The following is a 22,550-nucleotide window of genomic DNA, read 5'->3' as shown; positions in this document are numbered from 1 at the left end:
TCGACCTGCCTTTTTGCATTACTATTATTTTACTACTAATCAGCTAATTAATTCGCCAATTCTTCTTCTTTTTTCCTTACTGTAATTACGAGTTGCTCACTGTTTTCTTCGTGGTTTGCAACCAATACGTCACCTTCACGCAAATCACCTTTCAGGATTTCCTCAGCAACGGGATCTTCGAGGTATTTTTGGATCGCGCGGTTAAGCGGGCGGGCTCCATACTGAGGATCGTATCCTTTTTCAGAAAGAAAATCTTTCGCCGGGATAGTCAACTCGATTTCATAACCCAAACCTTTCACACGGTTAAACAACTTGCCGAGAGAAATATCGATGATCCTGTGCAGATCCTCACGTTGCAGCGAGTTGAACACGATCACATCATCCAAACGGTTCAGGAACTCTGGAGAGAATGCCTTACGAAGGGCGCTTTGTATTGTCCCTTTCATAATCTCATCCTGATTCTCAGATTTCGCTTTGGTAGAGAAACCGATACCCGATCCGAAATCTTTCAAATCACGCGCTCCGATATTGGAAGTCATGATAATGATCGTATTTCTGAAATCGACCCTTCTTCCCAGTCCGTCCGTCAGAATCCCATCGTCCAACACCTGTAACAGGATATTGAAAACGTCCGGGTGCGCTTTTTCTATCTCATCCAAAAGAACGACGCTATATGGTTTTCTTCTGATTTTTTCAGTCAGCTGGCCACCTTCTTCATAACCCACATATCCCGGAGGCGCTCCGACTAGACGAGATACGCTGAATTTCTCCATGTACTCGCTCATATCGATACGAACCAGTGAATCGTCTTTATCAAACAGATAAGTTGACAATACCTTCGCAAGCTCCGTCTTACCTACACCTGTTGGTCCAAGGAAGATGAACGAACCGATCGGTTTCTTAGGATCTTTCAATCCCACACGAGTACGCTGGATCGCCTTGGTAAGCTTTTCGATTGGCGGATCTTGTCCGATAACCTTGCTTTTCAGCTCCTCAGCCATATTCAGCAATTTCTTGCCTTCATCCATCGATACGTTGGTGACCGGAATACCAGTCATCATCGCTACAACCTCAGCTACATTATGCTCAGTTACAGTATAGCGTTTTTGCTTGGTTTCTTCTTCCCAGGCAAGTTTCGCGCGGTCAAGCTGATCGATCAATTTTTTCTCACGATCTCTAAGCTGAGCTGCTTCCTCGTATTTCTGGCTTTTAACAACCCGGTTTTTCTCTTGCTTGATATTTTCGATCTGCTCTTCCAGAACCAGAATATCTTCCGGAACCGTGATATTGCTGATGTGAACTCTTGCGCCCACTTCATCCAATACGTCAATCGCTTTATCCGGCAGGAACCGGTCCGTAATATATCTTTCCGAAAGTTTCACAGCAGTACTGATCGATTCCGGCGTATAGTTTACGTGGTGGTGATCTTCGTACTTATCTTTGATGTTTTCAAGGATCTGGATCGTTTCTTCGATCGAAGTCGCATCCACCATTACCATTTGGAAACGACGTGCCAATGCACCGTCTTTTTCAATATACTGGCGATATTCATCTAATGTCGTAGCTCCGATACACTGGATTTCTCCGCGTGACAATGCCGGCTTGAACATATTGGAGGCATCCAGCGAACCGGAAGCGCCACCTGCGCCGACAATCGTGTGCAGCTCATCAATGAACAGGATCACGTCAGGAGACTTTTCCAACTCATTCATCACCGCTTTCATTCTTTCTTCAAACTGACCGCGGTATTTTGTACCTGCTACCAGTGAAGCCAGATCAAGCGTTACAACGCGTTTGCCAAAAAGCACACGCGATACTTTTTTCTGAACGATCCGCAATGCAAGCCCTTCTGCAATAGCAGTTTTACCCACACCCGGCTCACCGATCAGGATCGGGTTATTCTTTTTACGGCGGCTAAGGATTTGCGCAACGCGCTCGATTTCCTTTTCACGACCTACAATAGGGTCTAGTTTGCCGACTTCCGCCATCTTGGTCAAATCTCTTCCGAAATTATCCAATACTGGCGTGCGCGATTTCTCTGCACCTTTTGATTCTTTTCCGGATGAAGATCCGCCGCCTCCAAACATTCCGCCTCTTGCTTCGTCGTCTCCGTCCTCGGTCTCCGGCCCCATATGAGGTCTGGATCCAGATGATTGATATTCTAACATTTCCTTAATGACTTCGTAGTTAACATTAAATTTATGTAAGATCTGCGTCCCTACATTATCTTCATCCCGCAGGATCGACAACAATAAATGTTCAGTTCCGATCAGCGTACTTTTGAAAATTTTAGCTTCCAGATAAGTGATTTTAAGTACTTTTTCCGATTGCCTTGTCAAAGGTATATTTTGAAGATTCTTGACATTGTTTGTTGCGGCACCCTTGGTTGCCTGCTCGATCGTTTGACGTACATCGTCCAACGAAACGCCGAGTTTTTTAAGTAATCCAATCGCTACACCGTCACCCTCACGTATCATCCCTAGTAATAAGTGTTCTGCTCCAATGTAATCATGGCCAAGGCGGAGGGCTTCTTCCCGGCTCATAGAAATTACTTCTTTCACTCTATTCGAAAATTTTGCTTCCATCGTGTAGCAATAAAAAGTGTTTAAAGTCATTAACGCTACTTGAGCTCTCTTTGTTCAAATAGCTTTATCGAGATTTACAGGATCTTAACAAAACACTTTTTGCTTCCGGCCCCATGTTAAAGAGTAAATCAATTATGCTAAGATTACCTACAAAATCATTCCCAAAAGTCTGATAATAAGGTAGTGGCTGATAGTAAATCGAAGAATTTTGGCTTTTCTTGTTGTTTATGAGCGATATAACGTTATCGACACCCTTTTCTTCTTCCCGTTCACCTGACAAAATGTACCTGATCTCCCTTTTGATCCCTACCAATCTAAGACAAATTGTCAATAATTCATAATTCAAATCCGCCAGAAATCGCGGCTTTTTTTCGTAAGTGTGGGTAAATTCAGATATGTAAAACTCGTAAAACGGAGATTTTCCGTATGCTGATTTCAGGCAGCCCAGGTGGCGTCTTAACCAATCCTGGTTATAATCGATCAATATATCTTTTGTGGGGGCGACTGCATCGAATCCTTTCACCGGGACCGTCAGTACATCGATTTTGTTGGCAGTAAGCACACTGCACCGGTTCCGGAACGTCTGCTTCACATATCTTTCCTCGATATCAATTAAAATCCGGTCGTACTGAAGAATGCAGGTAAAGTATTCCAGGCAGGGCAAATACTGTAATTCTATCCTCGCTGCACTTGTTTTCGCACTATTCACTGATATTTCCGACACTATCAAATATGCTAAAGGCTCGTGATATTATCAAAAAATTTATAATAATTATTTTCCGTAGTCGGCAATCTTCAATACCGGCTTGGATCTTTACAATTCAGGTCACGAAAAAATACTGATATCGCCCAACCCTTCCCGGATTACCTCGAACTCCTCTGCATCCGCTTTCACAATGGTCGAAGGGATATTGCCACCATAACCGCCGTCGACAACGATATCGACCTGATGTTGAAATTTCTCGTAAATCAGCTCAGGGTCAGTTGAATACTCGATCACTTCGTCATCATCTTTGATGGAAGTTGTCACAATCGGATTTCCAAGATCCCGTACGATCAGCCTTGGGATAAGATTGTCCGGCACCCGGATACCGACCGTCTTTTTGTTTGTATTTAAAAGCTTGGGTACGTTACTGGTGGCTTCCAGAATGAAAGTATAGGGACCAGGCAGCACGCGCTTCATCATTTTGAAAGCTGTATTGCCAACTCTTGCAAAATCCGAAATGTGGCTCAGATCATAGCAAATGAATGAAAAGTCGTTTTTCTGAGGCTTGATCCCTTTTATACGTGCGATCTTTTCAACCGCTCTTGAATTGTAGATATCACAACCGAGACCATAGATCGTGTCAGTTGGATAAATGACCAATCCTCCCCCGCGCAAACAATCAACAACTTGTCTGATTCGACGCTCGTCGGGGTTCTGGGGATATATTTTAATGAATTCAGCAGGCATAGGAACTTGTAACTTTTTATTAACTAACAATGCTAAAAGCTAAATCCTTCCTGACCAAATGCTTTTTTTAAGTTTTTAATATAAAATCGGTACGCAAAATTGACCGGAAGATGTAATCTGCACAACAATATAATCACCTCCGTCTGCCACCCCGGGTTTTCGATGTAATTCAGCAAACGCCGAAAACGCATTGCCAATTCAACATCCTGTGCGTACAGACATTTGCGGATAAATGTACGAATACGTGCCGCCAGCAGATCAAATTCCTGCTGGTCGCGGTTCAGGTCGTAAGCTTTGTTGCAGACAGCATAATAGGAGTTTAGCAAGCCGCTATTTTTTTGGTAAACCAGGCTGGAAAGTGAAGCGGGCAGCAGTCTTTTTTTGGTTAAAACTTCATCCTGATACTGATACTTAAACCGAACTGCCGACCTGATCCAGAAATCGAAGTCCTCAAAAAGCAGATCTTCATCATAACCTCCAAGCAAATGCAGCGCCTCTCTGCGCATCATCATCGTGGGCGTGCAGATAAAATAATTTTCAAGCACTTTTTTGTACACATCGCCCGAAGGTACCTGCATTAAAGCTCTCCCCCACTCGTTAACCGGGTAATGGTAATTCAGCTCGTGGCCCGATTTATCAATATAAATAGCATTGGAAAAAAGAACCGCATATTCCTCCGATAGTGCCTCAAAAGCTCTTACCTGCTTTGCAATACGGTCGGCAAGCATGATATCGTCGCCAGAAAGGTCAATCACATATTTCCCTTCCGCAATGCGCAAACCTTGGTTAAACGCGCGGCACAAGCCGACATTTCTATGGTTTTTGATGAGTTGAAATGCAGGACCTTTTTCCTGAAAATGATCGATAATGCGGAGAGAATCGTCTGAACTCGCATTATCAATAACGATAAGCTGTAAGGAAGGATAAGTCTGGCTGAATACCGAATTGAGCGTCTCCTCTAAATATTTTTCCTGATTAAATACGGTCAGGATTACCGTAACCAGTGGCAGTTCCAATTGTTTCATTTGTACACGCACATGTGCTGTCTAGCTCACAACGGCGCGGAAGTTGTTGATGATTTGCGCCTTTCCTGACAAAACTAGTAAGTATCCGAACAACCGAAGGAGTTTGTTATTTTACGGCAGATGAACGCCTTGAATACCCTTTCCTCCTTCGCGCAGTCGCGATGCTGTCGTTGATCTCGAAGCCCAAAATAATTACAAATGCAAGCAGGTACAGCCAGATCATCAATGCGATCATCGTACCAATAGAGCCGTACAATTTGTTATACGAGCTAAATTTGGAGAGATAAAACGAGAATCCGTAAGTCGAAGCGAGGATCAGAACAGAAGCGATAATTGACCCCACATTCAAGAAAGCGGTTTGACGGCCGTGAGAAGGCGCGAACCGGTAAATAATCGAGATCGTGAGCATAAGTGAACCAAAACTGACCAGGTATCGGGTCACATTCAGCATGGTCAGTAGCAGGCTGTCCATTACGATATTCCATTCAGAAAGCAGGTGCATCACGGCGTCACCGACGATCAGCAAAATCACAGACACGCACAAAACCAGGATCAGCAGCAAAGTAAGCAGGATAGCAATGCCGCGTGTAAGCAAAAAACCCCTGATCTCGTCGTCTTCATACACCATATCAAATGACCGCATCAGCGACATCATACCGTTGGTAGAAGCAATCATCGCGAAAATAAAACCGAAAGAAAGTACGCCGCTGCGAGGCCTGCTGATAATATCCATGATCGTCTGGTCAGCATCTTCATAGATTCCGCGCGGCATATTTTCACGCAACAGTTCCATGATCTGCTGATCCAGATTTTCGATTGGAATGTAGGGTATTAGGGTAAAAAGGAAGATAATGGCCGGAAATGCGGCGAGTGTGAGACTATAAGCAACAGCCGAAGCGCGCTGGTCGATATCGTACTTTCGGTTGCTCTGTACCAGGTTCAGGATAATCTCGTAAGGTGATACCGTCCCTTTCCATAACATCGACTTCTGTAACCACGTAATAAGTCGCTTGATTTGGCGGTTTCGCAACAGTTTTTCAAGCATATTTTCCATAGTTACTTATTCAAAATAGGCAAGAAGCTTTGCTTTGAGCTTCTCCGGAGCTGTACACAACTTCCCGTTATCGCGCCTTTGAAAAACGAGCGTCGTGTCTCCTGTGTTGAGTAAAATATCGTCCTGATTTCGAATTTCATAAAAAAAACGAACCCGAACACCCGGCATATCCTGAATCGTAACGCGGATATTCAGCAGATCGTCGTAACGGGCCGGTTTTAAATAGCGGAAGTGACTTTCGTAAACAGGCATCATAACTCCTTCATCTTCCATTGCTTTGTAATGAAAATCAAGGCTGCGCAGCGATTCCACCCGACCAATCTCGTAGTACCGGGCATAATTTCCGTAATACACATACCCCATCTGATCCGTGTCAGCATACCTGACGCGAATGCCTTTTACTTCATAAACAAACATGCTATTTCAGGATTTTAAGCCGGTTCAATTCAGCCTGGTAAAGACGGGCGTTTTTGAGATGGTCATCATAATTGGTCGCAAATGCGTGGTAACCAGACAAATCCGCTTTTGCACACATATAAATATAATCGTGCTTATCGTAATTCAGGACTGCATCCAGCGAATTGAAATCGGCTACGCGGATCGGGCCGGGAGGCAGGCCGGTGTTGAGATAGGTATTGTAAGGCGACTGGATCATCAGCTGACCATTCAATATCCGTTTGATCGCAAAATCCTGCAATGCAAATTTGATAGTAGGATCAGCCTGCAACGGCATTTCAGCCTTTAAACGGTTGAGATACAGACCCGCCACACGCGGACGCTCGTCCACTTTCCTGGCTTGCTCCTCTTCGACAATGGAAGCTAAAATAGAAACCTGAACTGGTGTAAGTCCGATTTCCTTTGCTTTCGCCACCTTTTCATCCGTCCAGAATTTCTTGTATTCACTATGCATTCTGTCCAAAAACTTCTCAGTACCCGTTGTCCAGAATATTTCATAGGTATTGGGTAAAAACATAGACACGATCGTGAGCGTATCCAGTCCGTATTTGTTACAAACTGCGGGATCGTTCAATGCTTTGCGAAAATTGGCTTCTCCAAATTCAAACCTGCTGCCAATGCGTTTGATCAGATCTTCTTTCAGCCTGATATTATTGAAAGTGAGCTTCACCGCATCCTGGTTTCCCGAGCTCAGTTTTTTGACTACCGTATAATTGCTGCTACCGGGCTTGATCACGTAGCGGCCTGGTTTCACTTCCTCCGGATAGTCCAGCAATTTTGCCAGGAAACGGAATGAAATGTGGTCATTGATCACATCGTGCTTGTTCAGCGTATCCAAAACAGATTGATAAGTCCCGCCTTCCGGGATCAGCAATACGAAACTCGTTTGCTTATCAACTTGCAGATTCGGCGTTTTGAATATCTGCCAGAAATAAAATGAAAATGTGGTGGCCAGAATGGCGATGGTTACGAATAACCCTACTTTGAAATTACGCGACATAGTGATAAGTCTGTCAGCTTCGGCAGTCGGCGCCCGGCGCCCGGCTTCTGCTGTTTTCTTTTTGTTTATAAATTTGCTTCAAATGGGATCCCGAACCTTTTCGCCAGCTCGGCCAGCGACAAAACAACAGGTTCCAGCAATTGGATTCCATTCACACTTCGATCTGCCTCCATTTCCCGCTCAGGATCGCCCGGGATCAATACTTTTTCTCCTTCCACCGCCCGCGCGCCTCTGAATGCACGGATCCATTTATCCATATCTTTCTTAAAGTCTTCGGCCGGCCTGAAACCATCCACCCGCATTGCGCCGAGGAAATGCCCCGTACCCAACCCCACTCCTTCCTGCGCCGACATAAACCCTGCCGTAGCGAAAGGCGGCACCCACGGGCCAAAATTTGCACCCGAAAGCACACCCGAGAATATATCTACAATAGCACCCAAACCATATCCCTTGTGACTTCCATGTTCTCTGTCCGAACCCAGCGGCAATAACCCGCCGCCGCTTTTTACAGCATTAGAATCCGTCGTAGGATTTCCTTCCGAATCCTGGGCCCAGCCTAGTGGAGCTGGCAAATTTTTGCGTTGCAATATCTCAAACTTCCCGTAAGCGACAGCGGTCGACGCAAAATCTGCTACAAATGCAGGCTCCTCGTTCGCCGGTACCGCCACTGCTATTGGATTGGTTCCCAGTAATTTATCCAGTGAAAAAGTAGGCGTGACCAGCGGGGCCGCATTGGTCATCGTCCAACCGATCATATCCCTTTGAAGCGCCAGCATTGCGTGGTATCCCGCTATACCGAAGTGATTGGAATTACGTACTGAAACCCAGCCCGAACCCACTTTCTCCGCTTTTTCCATCGCAATTTCCATCGCCTGAGGCGCCACAACCAGTCCCAGCCCACGATCTCCGTCAACCACCGCCGTACTTGGCGTTTCATAAACTACCTTCACCTGCGGCGTAGGATTCAGCCTTCCATTGTCATATAACCGCACATAACCCGCCAAACGCGCAATTCCGTGCGAATCGACGCCGCGAAGATCTGCGCTGATCAATACGGTCGAAGCCAGTTCCGCTTCCTCGGCCGGACAGCCGATTGCGCGAAAAACTTCTTCTGTAAAATGTTTCAAATAACTGGCCTGATACATATACGTCAAATGAGTGAACTTCTCTTTATTTTTACGGAGATTACAGCTAAAAGTTGCTGTCGGGGTGCAAATATCAAAATTCAATCGGCATCGTCCAATATTTCATTCGCCGTATCTGTCCGCATACTACCTACCTTTTCCGCCGCAAAGGCTTCAAACTAAATGGAAATTAAGAATTCGATCCTGAAAAGGATCATCAGCTATTTTATACGTGGGCTCGTGCTCGTTGCGCCGCTTTACGCCACCGGGCTGATTATCTGGAGTGGCGTGGAATATCTCGATAATATTATCCGGATCGACATTCCGATCTCCGATCAGCAGTCCATTTACCTGCCCGGGCTGGGTGTGCTGATCATCCTTTCCGGGATCATATTACTTGGGTTTCTGTTTTCCACAATCATTCCGCAGTCCTTTTTCAAGTTTACTGAAAAGCTGATGCGCCGCATTCCGCTCGTAAGCCTGATCTACTATTCCATTAAAGACCTCATACTTGCATTTGTCGGTGACAAAAAGAAATTCAACCAACCCGTACTGGTCACCATTTACAAAGATGCTGAGATTAAAAAGATCGGTTTCATCACACAAAATGACCTGACCCACCTCAAAATTTCAGATCACGTCGCAGTTTATATGCCATTCTCCTATTCACTTTCCGGCGAGCTCCTCATTGTCCCTACCGCCCTGGTAGTACCAGTCGATGCGCCTTCTACCGACGTCATGAAAATGATCGTTTCAGGTGGTGTTTCGGTTAAAGTTCCCAAGGAAGAAACGGCGGAAGCTGACTGATCCGACCTGGCTAAAATCAGCAACATTGCAACAGATCTGCCCGTTTAAGAGAATGATTCCCTATATTTGAAACATTCATTTTGTGCTATGAGACAGCTGCTGCTTATCTTTTTTGTGTTAATTTTTGGGAATCTTACAGCTTGGTCGCAGGACCATTATGAAGCTCAGAAAGCCCTTTCCAGTGAAGAATTGTTTATCAAACAAGGCGGTTCGAACAGGGTTATCGCGAACCCCGGACAAAAATACCTCGTACTCGACGCCTCTCCGACCATCGGCGGATTTCATCGCTACCGCTTTTTTCCCGGCGACAATATCAAGTTCAGAATGCATAATGAAACGATCCGTTTCAACGAAACCATTGCCAGTGTTTCAGACTCTTCCTTTACGATCGGGATATTGAATGAAGCAGTAGGACGAATGGATTATCAGGAAATTTTATTGAAAGATATTCGCCTGATGAAAGTGTCGCGCCGCATTCCTTTTATATCTCAGCTGGCCCCTATCCTTCCGCTTGCAGGGCTGCTTTTTGTGGGTGCCGATTTTTTCAACCGCGGCGTAGACGGTAAACGTTTCACCACCGATACTGCTTCGCTCGTAGTAGGCGGCTCCATGGTCGTCGCAGGCTATATCTGTTACAGGCTCACATTTTCTTCTCTGAAAATCAATGGTCGTAACAAGCTGAAAGTACTCGAAACATATTAAGTTATTAATCGGCACATTCCCGTTGCCTATTCAAAATCTGACCTTTTCAAAGTGAAATCGATTGTCGTTTACCCACCGAAACAGCCTGTAAAAGCCGAAATCAAACTGGTAGCATCTAAAAGTGAGTGCAACCGCGCGCTGATCATCAATGCACTGACCGGATTTCAATGCGAACTTTACAATGTATCCGAAGCCAGGGATTCACAAACCATGATGCGTTTACTGGATTCAAAGGACGAAGTTGCCGACGTGATCGACGCAGGTACTACTATGCGGTTTTTGACTGCCTATTACTCGGTGACCAATCAAACCAAGATCATGACAGGTACGCCGCGCATGTGCGAGCGGCCGATCGGGATATTGGTGGATGCATTGCGGATTTTGGGTGCAGATATTGAATATCAGAAAGAGGAAGGTTACCCACCGTTGAAACTGAACGGTTTTAACTACTCAGGTGAACACAAGCTCGTGATGCGTGGTGACGTGAGCAGTCAGTACATTTCAGCTTTGCTAATGATCGCGCCCGAGCTGCCCAGCGGGTTGACTATTCAACTCGAAGGCGAAGTTGGCTCGCGGCCCTATATTGAAATGACGCTCAATCAGATGGCGTATTTTGGTATTGATTACAAAGCCGACTGGCAAGCCAATACCATTACTGTTCCCCCATTAAAATACCAGCCAAAACCTTACGCCGTCGAGTCCGATTGGTCGGGCGCGAGCTATTGGTACAGCATCGTGGCGTTATCTGAAAATGCAGAAGTGGAGTTGCTGGGATTGAAACAAAACTCTTTACAAGGAGATAGTGCTATCGTAAAGATTATGAGGCATTTGGGAGTAGAGAGCGAATTTACCGACCGCGGAGTTTTACTAACCAAAATACCCGCAGCTGCATCCATTGGCTGGGATTTCACCGATTGCCCCGATCTCGCCCAGACAGTAGCTGTTTGTTGCGCAGTGAAAGATATCCGCCTGTCCATGACGGGCATAGAGAGTTTAAAGATCAAGGAAACAGACCGCGTATTCGCATTGCAGCAGGAATTGAAAAAGCTGGGCGCAGAATTGACGGAGATTGAGAAAGACCATTTGTACGAAGTTTCCAGGATCAGCAATTTCCAACCGCTTGAATTGCCTTCTATCCACACTTACGACGACCACAGAATGGCAATGGCATTTGCGCCGGCCGGAATGGTAGCACCGATCAGAATTGAAGAACCGGGTGTAGTTGTAAAATCTTATCCGGGCTATTGGAAAGACCTCAGCAAAGTGACTGTCTGGGAAGAAAAAGAAATTTAAAACCACTTTCATGGACAGTACCCTCTCGTTTTTGGCCGCGATCCCTATCTGGGCTTATATATTGATATTGATCGTCCTGATTGCGCTGAGGGATATTTTGCAGAGAAAACATACGATCCAGCACAACTTTCCGCTGGTAGGGCATTTCCGTTATATGCTCGAAACGATCGGGCCCGAGCTGCGGCAGTATATTGTTGCCAACAACCGTGAAGAACTTCCATTCAACCGCCGGCAGCGATCGTGGATTTATGCTTCTGCCAAAAAAGAAAATAACTACCAGGGTTTTGGTACTGATCAGGACATGCACGCGCCGGGCTATGTGCTCGTAAAACCTTCAATGCTGCCCAAAAGACTCGATTCCACCCACAATCACCACGTCAAAAACGGAAACGATCCGCACCATTATACGATTCCCGCGGCGAAAGTGATCGGGCAATATCATAACCGTAAAAGACCTTATCGACCCCGCTCAATCATTAATGTGAGTGCGATGAGTTTCGGTTCCCTATCTTCCAGGGCCGTCGAAGCATTGAACAAAGGCTCATTTCGTTTCGGTAATTACCATAATACAGGCGAAGGCGGGCTGTCGCCTTACCACCGTTACGGCGCCGACGTGGTATTCAATATGGGCACTTCCTATTTCGGGGTGCGTGATCATGAAGGTAATTTTGTGATGGAAAAACTGGTGAAAATGACGAGCCAGAATCCATTTGTCAGAATGATCGAACTGAAATTGTCGCAGGGGGCCAAACCTGGTAAAGGCGGCGTACTTCCGGCGAGCAAAATCAGTGCAGAGATTGCGGAGATCAGACAGGTACCGATGGGCGTGGACGTTGTTTCGCCCCCTTACCACAGTGCGTTTTCGGATGTGCGTGGAATGATCGATTTTATAGAAGAAATGGCCGCCGCAACCGGCTTGCCAGTCGGTATTAAATCCGCGGTAGGAAAAACGGAAATGTGGGAGGAGCTGGCCGACTTGATGGTAGAAACAGGAAAAGGCCCTGATTTTATCGCGATAGATGGTGGTGAAGGCGGTACCGGAGCGGCGCCGCCCTCATTTGCGGATCACGTTTCGCTTCCGCTGGTATTTGCTTTTAGTACTGTTTATAAAATTTTCCAGAAAAGAAACCTGAACGATAAGCTCACATTCATCGCTTCCGGCAAGCTGGGACTACCTGCACAGGCTGTAATGGCGTTTTCCATGGGTGCGGATGTGATCAATGTGGCCAGAGAAGCGATGATGTCTATCGGCTGCATTCAGGCGCAGATCTGTCATACTAATCGCTGCCCTACCGGCATTACGACGAATAATAAATGGCTAGAATCGGGTATTGATCCGGCATTGAAAAGCGTCCGTTTTGCGAATTATATGACTACGCTCGCCAAGGAGATCATTGAAATTACACACGCGTCGGGTTATGAACATCCGTGCCAGTTTGGTATGAATGATGTGGATATTTCAATGGGCGATCACAACCGGACGATCACGCTGGCCGAAAATTATGGATATCTCAAAACCATCGTCCCATTTTCCGGCATTCATGATTTGCTTGAATGTCCGCATTTAGGCGGGCGCGATATTCCCGGAGAGAAAGTCGCCTGATATTTAACCAGATACACATGCTAAGAACCACTACCACACTATTTTCCTTCTTACTATTCATCTCCTGCCAACATACCCCCGGCCCGGATTCGCCCGGAAAGAGCTACTTTCCATTGGAAGCGGGCGCATATTCTGAGTTTAGGGTTGAGAAAACTGTTTATTCTGAGAATCAGCCGACTAAGAAAGCATATTCACAAGTTCACCGACTATTGGGCAACGCCATGAATACCGACGGTCAACTCATTTATCCTATTCATTTCAGTACAAGAAATGCAGCAAATGAATGGAAAACCGATTCTGTAAATGCAGCCTGGACAACTATTAATCAGGCATTTGAACAGGAAAATGGCAAACCTATTGCCAAAATGTATTTTCCACTAACAGAAGGTTTAAAATGGGATTGCAGCACTTACAACAGCTCAAAGGTTTCCGAAAGCGCTGCCCGGGATGTAGATCGACCGTTGGAGATCAATGGCAAATACTATCCAAAAACAGTAACGATTATCCGCCAGGACGATTCAACACTTTTGTCGCGAGATAAGTATATTGAAATATATGCCGAAAACGTTGGACTGGTAATGCGCGAGCGGCTTAACTTGCAGTACTGTCACTCAGGCGACTGCATTGGAAAAGGCGTAATTGAATCGGGCTGGAAGGAAGTTTTTATTCTTGAAAAATTCGGAAAACAATGAGCAAATCTTTATTCACTGTCATTTTCATATTAGCTGCTATTTCAAATGCAGCATTTGCGCAAAGCAACCCCCGGTATCTCGTGCTTTTTAAAGACAAAGCCGGCTCGCCCTATTCCGTCGACAAGCCCGCAGATTTCCTTTCTGAAAGAGCAGTAGCAAGGAGAATGCGGCAAAATATTCCGGCTACCAGCACCGACTTACCCGTCAATCCTGCCTATATCACTGCATTAAAACAAACCGGCGCCCAGGTCATTTTTCCGTCCCGCTGGTTCAATGGGGTTTTGGTTGAAGCTTCTGCCACGCAACTCGACGCGATCAAAAAACTTGCTTTTTACAAAGGTATTGAACTGAATCTGCCGGTTGCTAACGTCTCCGAAAAATCCCCGGGTATTCAGCGCGTTGCGAAAACGAATGAAAAGTTTGCAGCAGCAGAAGACCTGAACTACGGAAATATGAATGCGCAGCTTGCATTAATGGAGGTCCCCGAGTTACATAAAAAAGGCTTTCAGGGTGAGAATATGCTGATCGCTGTGATGGACAATGGTTTCGTGAATGGAAATACTTTGGGCTTTCTCAACCAGGTCCGTACTGAAAACAGGATTTTGGATACCTATGATTTTTTGAACCGGGAAACCAATGTTTACAATTCCGGTTCTCACGGAATTAATGTGCTTTCCACGATGGCTGCCTACCAGCCGGGCACTATGATCGGCGCGGCATTCAAGGCTTCGTATGCATTGTATCACACCGAAAATGACTTTGGCGAGTCGCCTTACGAAGAGATTACGTGGCTTTTGGCAGCCGAGCGCGCGGATAGTATTGGTGCGGATGTGATCAATACTTCGCTGGGCTACTATTCATTTGATGATGATTTCGCGAGTGACGCCTATAACTACACTTACGAGGATATGGACGGAAAAACGACCATTATCAGCCGTGCGGCCCGTTTTGCGACGCGTACCGGAATGCTCGTCGTGAACTCGGCTGGTAACGAAGGCAATAATTCGTGGCGCTACATTACTGCCCCGGCTGACGTGGATTCTGTGCTTACGGTGGGCGCTTCCAACTATGACCGCAGCTATGCAGCCCTGAGTTCGATCGGGCCCAATGCGGCAGGCCAGCAAAAGCCAGATTTAGCAGCCGTTGGTCTAGGAACTGTGGTCGGTACCGTTTCAGGCTCCGCGGCAAGCGGCAACGGTACTTCCTTTTCTTCTCCATTAATCGCCGGACTGGCCGCAATACTCTGGCAGGCGCACCCGAGCCTGACAGCCCAGCAGATTATTTACGTGCTCAAAAAATCGGGTCACCAGGCAGCGGCGCCGGATAATTTGCTGGGTTATGGCGTGCCTAGCGCGGTAAAAGCGGAGCAGATCATCGCCGATGAGTTCACTCCGCTCGGCACTGAGAAAGAGCTCGTTAGCGCAATTGTATTGGCTCCCAACCCGGTCACTTCCAATGTTACCCTCACTATTCCTCCCGCATTAATCGGCAAGCAAGCGCGACTGAATTTGCTCGGGATCAATGGTATTTCCCGCTATGATAAAAATGAGCGACTGACCGAAAGTCATACGATCTTTGCCGGCGATCTTCCCGCAGGCTTGTATCTCATCAGCATTCAAGTTGATAATCAGGAGCGTACTTTAAAGTTTATAAAGAAATAGTCTTCCTAACCATTCGCATAATAGATTCGGAATCATTGTACTTCGCTACTTCCGAAACCGGGATCCATTTTACGTCAAGAGATTCGCTATTGACCGCAATCTGCTGATCCTTATCAGATAGAAATGCAAATCTTACATCATAGTGTAAATGCTCTGGAATGTCTTTCCGGGCAGGTATTGTATGAATATCAATATCGAAAATTCCTTCTTTGGCTAAAATCAGATCCTTGACTCCCGTTTCCTCCCACACTTCTTTACGCGCAACACTTTTCACGTCAGGATCTCCGTCACAATGCCCGCCGGGCTGGAACCAGCGGTTCAGTTTGAAGTGATGCATCAACAGTACCGACTTTTTATCAGCCGATAAAACCCAACCAGATGCGGTAATATGTCCTTCTAAAAGGGTTCTTTTGAAACAATCCGGGTTTTTTCTGATAAATTCAATCATGTCCAAATACATATTTTCCTCCTCTCCGTTTTCGGGTGCGTACGCGTCGAGGAGTGCAAGCAAGCTGTGTCGTTTCATCTAGGCTATCTGATTTTTTAATTCTAATTTCACCACAAGTTTAACATATCACGTCAAAACCACCTTACTCGGATGAAAAAGCATATACTAACTGTTTCGCTTGCTGTTTTGCTGACTACTTATGCAATCGGGCAGCGCACGCCGGCTCCGAGCCAGGGCGCGCAGGTTATGCAGACGATCGGTGTGACTGATTTTACGGTCAAATACTCCCGGCCAACACTCAAAAAACGGAAAGTTTTCGCTGACAGCTCTGCGCTGGCGCCTTACAACCAGCTTTGGCGTACAGGTGCAAATAGCCCGACTACCTTCGAAGCCAGTACGGAATTCAGCTTCGGCGGCAGAACGGTACCTGCCGGGAAATATGCATTGCTTTCCATTCCGTCGGGCGCTGCGTGGACATTGATTTTGAACAAAAAATATGAACAGGGAACGGAGGCTTACCAGGAATCCGAAGATGTAGCCCGCATTCAGGTTGCCCCTACTTCCGGTGAGTTCAACGAAGCTTTTAAGATTGATGTTGAGCCTGTTACCGACAGCACCGGTTATATGATTCTGTCCTGGTCGTCGGTGAAAGTGCCAGTGCCGATATCAGTTCGCACAGAAACACTGACTATGAATGCGCTCAATAAAACAATTGCAGAAAAGCCGGAAGATACAGCCGCACTGGAAAGCGCAGCCGGCTATTTGCTTACAAAAGGAAAAGATCTGCCACTGGCACTTTCCTGGGCCGACAAGGCGATCGGACTCAAAGAATCGTATTACAATATGTGGCTGAAAGCTTCGATATTAGCCAAACTGGGGAAATATAATGAGGCATTACCGGTAGCTCAGAAAGCATTGACACTCGGCACTGCGTCAGATCAGGCTTTTACAGGTTTCTTTAAAGGAGAAATTGAGAAAACGATCGCGGCGATTCAACCGAAAGTGACTCCAAAAACAGCCACAGCAAGCGTAAAAGGCAAAAAGAAGAAGAAGTAGCCTGCTGATTTTTACCGAAAGAACCGGGGTATACTCCATTCAAATTTTACAGCGAGAAGCCTGATCACGATGATCACGAGTGAGGCAGAGATAAATGCGGTATTCCGCTCCATGCCCAGGTCGTTAAATATTAAATAACTGCAAGCTCCTGCGAGACAAGCGGTTGCGTACACTTCTTTTCTGTAAATGATAGGAATTTCATTCGTCATCACATCCCGGATCACGCCGCCCATAGTAGCTGAGAAAACGCCCATAATAACCGCTATTTCAGGTTTTACACCTAAATGTAGCGCTTTCTCAGTTCCTACGATTGTGAATAATGCAATCCCGAAAGTGTCGAAAAGGAATAGCGTTTTTCTTAATCTCAGCAGAAATTTAAAGAATATAAAAGTAGCGAGCACACCGGCCAGTATCGCGTAGATAATAGTAATGTCGCTGATCCAGACAAGTGGGTAGCTTCCAAGCAGAATATCCCGCAAAGTTCCGCCGCCGATCGAGGAAATGAATGCGGTAAATAAGGCCGCAAACCAATCTGGATTTTGTAAGTCCTTCACAGCCAGTGCGCCGGATATCGCAAAGGCAAAAGTCCCGATGATTTCAAGAATGTATTGAATACTCATTTCTGAAATGCTAAACTGCTACCGGCGCCTTGATACCTGGCCACGGATTATAATCACGGAGCTCAAAATCTTCAAATTCAAAATCCAGTACACTTTTCACCTCAGGATTAATCGCCATTGTCGGCAATGCACGCGGCTCGCGGCTTAACTGCGTCTCCACTTGTTCGAGGTGGTTGAGGTAAATATGGGTATCCCCGCCAGTCCACACAAAATCGCCCAGATCGAGATCACATTCCTGCGCGATCATCATCGTGAGCAACGCATAACTCGCGATATTAAAGGGTACGCCCAGAAAAACGTCCGCACTGCGCTGGTAAAGCTGGCAGGACAATTTACCTTTCGTTTCTCCTTTTTCAGTATCCGGAGGCGCCACGTAGAACTGGAACAATGCGTGACAAGGCTGCAATTTCATCTTAGATAATTCCGAAGGATTCCACGCAGAAACCATGATCCGGCGCGAATCAGGCGTATTTTTAAGTTGTTTCAAAACCTCCTGCAACTGGTCAACCGACTTTCCGTCTGCCCCTTCCCAGCTTCTCCATTGCTTTCCATAAACCGGCCCCAGATCGCCATTTTCATCCGCCCACTCATTCCAGATCGAAACGCCGTGATCGGTCAGGTATTTAATATTAGTATCCCCTTTCAAGAACCACAACAGCTCGTAGATAATCGACTTGGTGTGGACCTTTTTGGTGGTTACCAGAGGAAATCCGTCTTTCAGATTGAACCGCATCTGATAGCCGAAAACGCTGATCGTTCCGGTTCCGGTGCGGTCTGTCTTGCGGACTCCGTGGTCAAGAATATGGCGGAGTAGGTCCTGGTATTGTTGCATCTGGCAGTGATATTAAAGTCAATAATGAGGGTTAAACATTTGCAATTTCCACGTCGTAAGTGATCGTCGCAAGCGCTTCGAGCTGTGCGGTGGCAGAGCAATATTTTTCCATTGAAAGACCGATCGCACGGTTTATTTTCTTCTCATCCAATTGATTACCAGCAAATTTGAAAGTCAAATGAATCTTGCGGAAAGGCTTGCGCTCGGTATTTTCTTCCTGCTCCCGGTCACCATCGGCGGTTACGCGGAAATCGGTAATATCCTGCCTCTGCTTTTTAAGGATCATTACCACATCGATCGCGCTGCAACTGGCTAATCCCATAAGCAGCAGTTCCATGGGCCTGACACCCTGGTTTTTACCTCCTATTTCGGGAGATCCGTCGGTATGTACTTTTACTTCTGATGAACCCGAACCTTCGAAATGGAAGGCATCATCAACGCGGACTAGTTCTATTTTCATAACAATTTTAAAAGCTGCAAATATACTTATCAAATGCGATTCGGGTGTTTAACCCGATCATTTAAAAACAACGATAATCCTCGTATATTCGTTTGATTAAGTATTAACCGCGCCATGAAATGTTAAAAACCTGCATAGCAATGCTGCTTTCGCTGTTTTTGCTCGTCAATTGCAAGAAAGCTGACGACAATACACAGCCAACTGAAAGGCTCAATGCGGACAAGGAGCCGAGCGGGACCTATCAGGGGTACAAGTTTTTTAACAAGTCAAAAAAGGATTCGCTGGCTGTCACGATCAAGGTAAGTAAAGTGACGGACAAGCAATATAATCTCGAAGAAGTCACGCCTTTTAACCACACCAAGCAGCTGGAAATGAACGGAATGGAGTTCAGTTTCGACAGAGGCACGGGCGAGGATGGCTGCGGGAGGATATCCATGAAAGGCACCGGGAACTTCAAAGGCAATAGTCTGTATGTGATCGAAACGATTACCTGTATCAAAGGAAATGCGCCCGACAAGTTCGTGGAATATCACGCTACTAAAAACTAAGATCAACAAACCAACAGGATTATGTGGATAGAGAAAGATAACAAACTGAACAAGAGTTTCACTTTTAAGGATTTCCGGGAAGCTTTTGCATTTATGACTGAGGTTTCGGAGGTAGTCAACGAAATGGACCACCACCCTTTTTGGACCAACACTTACAACAAAGTGAGCTTCGAATTGAATACGCACAGCGAAGGGGATATTGTCACCGAAAAAGACCAAAAACTGGCAGCAGCTATTGACACGATCTTTGAAAAAGAAAATAAACCGATCGGCCGGCTTTGCGCAAGTGATTATCCGGCTATTTTTAAATGAAACTCTACATCGTACCCACTCCCATCGGAAACCTGGAAGATATCACTTTACGTGCTATCAATGTTTTAAAAAGCGTTGACGCAGTGCTCGCCGAGGACACCCGCACATCGGGCTCGCTGCTCAAACATCTGGGAATTTCCAAACCTTTGCATAGCTATCACATTCATAATGAGCACCAGACCGTAACGCGGATCGTCGATCGCATTCTTAAAGGCGAAACAATGGCGCTCGTTTCAGACGCAGGAACGCCTGCGATTTCAGATCCCGGTTTTTTGCTGGTACGGGAATGTATTAAACAGGGAGTTGACGTTGAATGTCTGCCTGGTCCCACTGCATTCGTGCCTGCGCTCGTGAATTCGGGCTTACCGTGCGACCGTTTTACTTTCGAAGGATTTTTACCTCATAAAAAAGGTCGACAAACACGCCTGCAAAATTTGGTCGGTGAAGAGCGGACGATGATCTTTTACGAATCCCCGCACAGGTTACTGAAAGCATTGCAGCAGTTTGTGGAATACTTCGGCGCCGACCGGCAGGTTTGCGTTTCCAGGGAACTGACCAAGATTTTTGAAGAAAATGTAAAAGGTACTTTGCAAGAAGTAATTGACTATTTTACCCCAAAAACCGTAAAAGGCGAGATTGTGATCGTACTTGCCGGCAAAGCAGAAGAAAAAAAGAAAACTGATAAATATGAGGATTAACATCCCCCGCCGCTTCCGGAGTATTGCTATATTCCTATTTGTGTTTTTGCTAAAAATATCATCCGTCAACGCGCAGTTGCCGATGCTGAGTCCCGAGGCGAAAGCAAGCCTGGTTACCGTTGGTCCCGGCCAGGAATTGTATTCGGGTTTCGGGCATAGTGTGCTGTGGATTTACGATCCTGTTACCGGCGTTGACCGCGCTTATAATTATGGTACGTTCAGTTTCGGGGAAGGTAACTTCTATATTAAATTTTTACGTGGCACGCTTCCCTATTCACTTTCTGTATCAGAATTTTCGTTGCAGGCTGCGCATTGGCAAATGGAGAACCGCTCGATATCTGAGCAGGTATTAAACCTCTCAAACAGCCAGAAACAGAAGCTTTTTGAGTTTCTGGAAAACAATTATCTGCCTGAAAACCGGGAGTATCAATACAAATTCTTTTACGACAATTGCTCCACGCGCATGTCGGGCGCATTGCAGGCGGCTTGCGGCGATAGTTTGATTTATAATGGTTATACCAAAGAAAAGCTAAGTTTCCGGCAGTGGATAGATCGGTACGCTTACAAGCAAAAACCCTGGGCCGACTTTGGAATGGACCTGGCAATAGGCGCGCCTTCGGACGAGATCGCAACTGCCGATCAGGCGACTTTTTTACCGGATAATATGGCTAAAGCATTTGCGGATGCAAAGGTAAAAACCGCCAAAGGCACCGAGCCGCTGGTATTGACCACACAACCACTTTTTACTGCCCAGCCGACACCGCCGCCCGGATTTTTTACGCCCGCAGTTTGTTTCTGGACGCTCGCTGTGCTGGTACTTGCATTCACTTACTGGCAGATCAGGAAGGAGAAGATCAACTTTCTTTTGGATAAGATTCTGTTCTCCATTGTTGGGCTCGCGGGCTGGATATTGCTTGTGCTTTGGTTTGGGACCAACCACGGCGTTACTACCTGGAATTACGATATCCTCTGGGCATTTCCACTCTGGCTTCCGGTGATATTTGTGCTTTCTGAAAAGAAGAAACCTTACTGGTTCCAGTTTTTCTTGATTTTTTATGGATTTCTCTTACTTTGCGCAACAGGTAATGCTACCAAGCATAACTATGTAGTTATCCCTATTCTGCTCATATTGATCGTAAGGGTATATTACATTAATAATTCACTTTCAAAAATCCCGTCGGGGGAAAAGGAGTATGAATCTGGAATTGCTAACACAAAAAACGATTGAGATCGTAAAGCAGGCTTCTACCTTTATTCAACAGGAAGCGGCGCTGTTTTCACGGGATAAAATTGAATATAAGGATTTGAACAATCTGGTTTCTTATGTAGATAAGGAAGCCGAAAAGCTGCTTGTGGCAGGATTAAGCAACCTTTTACCCGAAGCCAGCTATATTACCGAAGAAGGTACAACCGGCATTGAACCGGACCCGACTGCACTTAACTGGATCATTGATCCACTCGACGGAACTACTAATTTCATTCATGGAATACCTGTCTACTGCGTCAGCGTGGGGTTAGCAAGAGGTAAAGAGCTTCTGCTGGGCGTTATCCACGAGCCTAATCTGGATGAAATGTTTTATGCGTGGAAAGATGGAGGTGCCTGGTGCAATGGAAAGCCGATGAAAGTGTCGAGCGTACCGATTTTGCAGGATAGTCTTATTGCGACCGGCTTTCCCTATTATAAATTTGAAAAACAAAAACGCTATATGTACATTCTCGAACTACTCATGCAAAAAACGCATGGTATCCGGAGAATGGGCGCAGCCGCAGTCGACCTTGCGTACGTAGCAGCAGGCAGATTTGACGGTTTTTACGAATACAACCTCAATTCCTGGGATATGGCAGCCGGCGTTTTGATGATCAAGGAAGCAGGCGGAACGGTTACCGATTTCAACGGTTCGGACAATTACCTCTTCAGCGGCGACATCATTGCTACCGCCGGCCCCGCACACCATGAATTGGTGGCGGTGATTAAGGAGAATTTTTAGGAAGGGAGAAAGGGAGGAAGGGGAGGAAGGAGGATGAGACCCTTTTGTCACCCTGAGCGCAGTCGAAGGGAAGTGTAGGATGCCCTTTGGCTGTTAGCTATTAGCCGTTAGCAATTAGCTGATGGGAAATCTG

General features: G+C 46.1%; 24 protein-coding genes. 12 read left to right on the top strand and 12 right to left on the bottom strand.

Features of this window, described 5'->3' with window-relative positions; translation table 11 throughout:
- Positions 1–47 precede the first annotated feature (47 nt).
- From LZG94_RS02935 to LZG94_RS02900, 8 genes are all read right to left on the bottom strand, one after another.
- Positions 48–2,585, bottom strand: coding sequence for an ATP-dependent Clp protease ATP-binding subunit (locus LZG94_RS02935; protein WP_215233618.1), 2,538 nt, complete (start codon positions 2,583–2,585; stop codon positions 48–50).
- A gap of 64 nt (positions 2,586–2,649) precedes the next feature.
- A complete protein-coding gene (locus LZG94_RS02930) occupies positions 2,650–3,309 on the bottom strand; it encodes a WbqC family protein (protein WP_233790458.1) in 660 nt (219 codons plus the stop codon).
- Positions 3,310–3,411: 102 nt separating this feature from the next.
- Entirely contained in the window at positions 3,412–4,038 is a 627-nt protein-coding gene (locus LZG94_RS02925; protein WP_233790457.1) for an L-threonylcarbamoyladenylate synthase, read from the bottom strand.
- A 32-nt stretch (positions 4,039–4,070) separates the two neighbouring features.
- Positions 4,071–5,063 carry a glycosyltransferase gene (locus LZG94_RS02920; protein WP_233790456.1) on the bottom strand — a complete coding sequence of 331 codons (993 nt, stop codon included), beginning with the start codon at positions 5,061–5,063 and terminating at the stop codon, positions 4,071–4,073.
- Positions 5,064–5,169: 106 nt separating this feature from the next.
- The gene (locus LZG94_RS02915) at positions 5,170–6,117 is read right to left on the bottom strand and encodes a YihY/virulence factor BrkB family protein (protein WP_233790455.1); all 948 of its coding nucleotides are present in this window, start codon (positions 6,115–6,117) and stop codon (positions 5,170–5,172) included.
- 6 nt (positions 6,118–6,123) lie between these two features.
- Positions 6,124–6,534 (bottom strand): thioesterase family protein, encoded by a 411-nt coding sequence (locus LZG94_RS02910; RefSeq protein WP_233790454.1) that lies wholly within the window; start codon positions 6,532–6,534, stop codon positions 6,124–6,126.
- Between the two features lies 1 nt (position 6,535).
- A complete protein-coding gene (gene mltG / locus LZG94_RS02905) occupies positions 6,536–7,573 on the bottom strand; it encodes an endolytic transglycosylase MltG (RefSeq protein ID WP_215233622.1) in 1,038 nt (345 codons plus the stop codon).
- A 65-nt stretch (positions 7,574–7,638) separates the two neighbouring features.
- Positions 7,639–8,718: an Ldh family oxidoreductase gene (locus LZG94_RS02900; protein WP_233790453.1), complete on the bottom strand. Its 1,080-nt coding sequence runs from the start codon at positions 8,716–8,718 to the stop codon at positions 7,639–7,641.
- Between the two features lie 162 nt (positions 8,719–8,880).
- Between LZG94_RS02900 and LZG94_RS02895 the strand changes: the two genes are divergently transcribed.
- From LZG94_RS02895 to LZG94_RS02870, 6 genes are all read left to right on the top strand, one after another.
- Entirely contained in the window at positions 8,881–9,504 is a 624-nt protein-coding gene (locus LZG94_RS02895) for a DUF502 domain-containing protein (protein WP_215233624.1), read from the top strand.
- An 87-nt stretch (positions 9,505–9,591) separates the two neighbouring features.
- Complete coding sequence (locus LZG94_RS02890; RefSeq protein WP_215233625.1) at positions 9,592–10,206, top strand: hypothetical protein; 615 nt, start codon at positions 9,592–9,594, stop codon at positions 10,204–10,206.
- A gap of 51 nt (positions 10,207–10,257) precedes the next feature.
- The gene (locus LZG94_RS02885; RefSeq protein WP_233790452.1) at positions 10,258–11,499 is read left to right on the top strand and encodes a 3-phosphoshikimate 1-carboxyvinyltransferase; all 1,242 of its coding nucleotides are present in this window, start codon (positions 10,258–10,260) and stop codon (positions 11,497–11,499) included.
- A gap of 10 nt (positions 11,500–11,509) precedes the next feature.
- Positions 11,510–13,102 (top strand): FMN-binding glutamate synthase family protein, encoded by a 1,593-nt coding sequence (locus LZG94_RS02880; protein ID WP_215233627.1) that lies wholly within the window; start codon positions 11,510–11,512, stop codon positions 13,100–13,102.
- Positions 13,103–13,119: 17 nt separating this feature from the next.
- On the top strand, positions 13,120–13,794 hold the full coding sequence (locus tag LZG94_RS02875; RefSeq protein WP_233790451.1) for a hypothetical protein: 675 nt from the start codon (positions 13,120–13,122) through the stop codon (positions 13,792–13,794).
- Complete coding sequence (locus LZG94_RS02870; protein ID WP_233790450.1) at positions 13,791–15,455, top strand: S8 family peptidase; 1,665 nt, start codon at positions 13,791–13,793, stop codon at positions 15,453–15,455. Before LZG94_RS02875 ends, LZG94_RS02870 begins: the two co-directional genes overlap by 4 nt.
- Here LZG94_RS02870 and LZG94_RS02865 read toward each other — a convergent pair.
- Positions 15,442–15,981 carry an NUDIX hydrolase gene (locus LZG94_RS02865; protein WP_233790449.1) on the bottom strand — a complete coding sequence of 180 codons (540 nt, stop codon included), beginning with the start codon at positions 15,979–15,981 and terminating at the stop codon, positions 15,442–15,444. The genes LZG94_RS02870 and LZG94_RS02865 overlap by 14 nt on opposite strands.
- Positions 15,982–16,053: 72 nt before the next feature.
- Between LZG94_RS02865 and LZG94_RS02860 the strand changes: the two genes are divergently transcribed.
- The gene (locus LZG94_RS02860) at positions 16,054–16,959 is read left to right on the top strand and encodes a DUF2911 domain-containing protein (protein ID WP_233790448.1); all 906 of its coding nucleotides are present in this window, start codon (positions 16,054–16,056) and stop codon (positions 16,957–16,959) included.
- Positions 16,960–16,970: 11 nt separating this feature from the next.
- Here LZG94_RS02860 and LZG94_RS02855 read toward each other — a convergent pair whose 3' ends face one another.
- Genes LZG94_RS02855 through LZG94_RS02845 form a run of 3 tightly spaced genes read right to left on the bottom strand, consistent with a single transcriptional unit; the run spans position 16,971 to position 18,871 of the window.
- Positions 16,971–17,579 carry a trimeric intracellular cation channel family protein gene (locus LZG94_RS02855; protein ID WP_233790447.1) on the bottom strand — a complete coding sequence of 203 codons (609 nt, stop codon included), beginning with the start codon at positions 17,577–17,579 and terminating at the stop codon, positions 16,971–16,973.
- A 10-nt stretch (positions 17,580–17,589) separates the two neighbouring features.
- The gene (locus tag LZG94_RS02850; RefSeq protein ID WP_233790446.1) at positions 17,590–18,411 is read right to left on the bottom strand and encodes a thymidylate synthase; all 822 of its coding nucleotides are present in this window, start codon (positions 18,409–18,411) and stop codon (positions 17,590–17,592) included.
- 31 nt (positions 18,412–18,442) lie between these two features.
- Positions 18,443–18,871: an OsmC family protein gene (locus LZG94_RS02845; protein WP_215233634.1), complete on the bottom strand. Its 429-nt coding sequence runs from the start codon at positions 18,869–18,871 to the stop codon at positions 18,443–18,445.
- 119 nt (positions 18,872–18,990) lie between these two features.
- On the opposite strand from LZG94_RS02845, the gene LZG94_RS02840 reads away from it, so the two are divergent.
- Genes LZG94_RS02840 through LZG94_RS02820 form a run of 5 tightly spaced genes read left to right on the top strand, consistent with a single transcriptional unit; the run spans position 18,991 to position 22,417 of the window.
- On the top strand, positions 18,991–19,419 hold the full coding sequence (locus tag LZG94_RS02840) for a hypothetical protein (protein ID WP_233790445.1): 429 nt from the start codon (positions 18,991–18,993) through the stop codon (positions 19,417–19,419).
- 21 nt (positions 19,420–19,440) lie between these two features.
- Entirely contained in the window at positions 19,441–19,731 is a 291-nt protein-coding gene (locus LZG94_RS02835) for a 4a-hydroxytetrahydrobiopterin dehydratase (protein WP_233790444.1), read from the top strand.
- On the top strand, positions 19,728–20,429 hold the full coding sequence (gene rsmI / locus LZG94_RS02830) for a 16S rRNA (cytidine(1402)-2'-O)-methyltransferase (protein WP_233790443.1): 702 nt from the start codon (positions 19,728–19,730) through the stop codon (positions 20,427–20,429). The genes LZG94_RS02835 and rsmI overlap by 4 nt, the downstream gene beginning before the upstream one ends.
- Complete coding sequence (locus LZG94_RS02825) at positions 20,419–21,657, top strand: DUF4105 domain-containing protein (RefSeq protein ID WP_233790442.1); 1,239 nt, start codon at positions 20,419–20,421, stop codon at positions 21,655–21,657. Before rsmI ends, LZG94_RS02825 begins: the two co-directional genes overlap by 11 nt.
- Positions 21,623–22,417 (top strand): inositol monophosphatase family protein, encoded by a 795-nt coding sequence (locus tag LZG94_RS02820; RefSeq protein ID WP_233790441.1) that lies wholly within the window; start codon positions 21,623–21,625, stop codon positions 22,415–22,417. The genes LZG94_RS02825 and LZG94_RS02820 overlap by 35 nt, the downstream gene beginning before the upstream one ends.
- Positions 22,418–22,550 lie beyond the last annotated feature (133 nt).

Source organism: Dyadobacter sp. CY343 (assembly GCF_021390335.1).
Classification (GTDB): domain Bacteria; phylum Bacteroidota; class Bacteroidia; order Cytophagales; family Spirosomataceae; genus Dyadobacter.
This window is presented reverse-complemented; position numbering and strand designations above follow the sequence as displayed.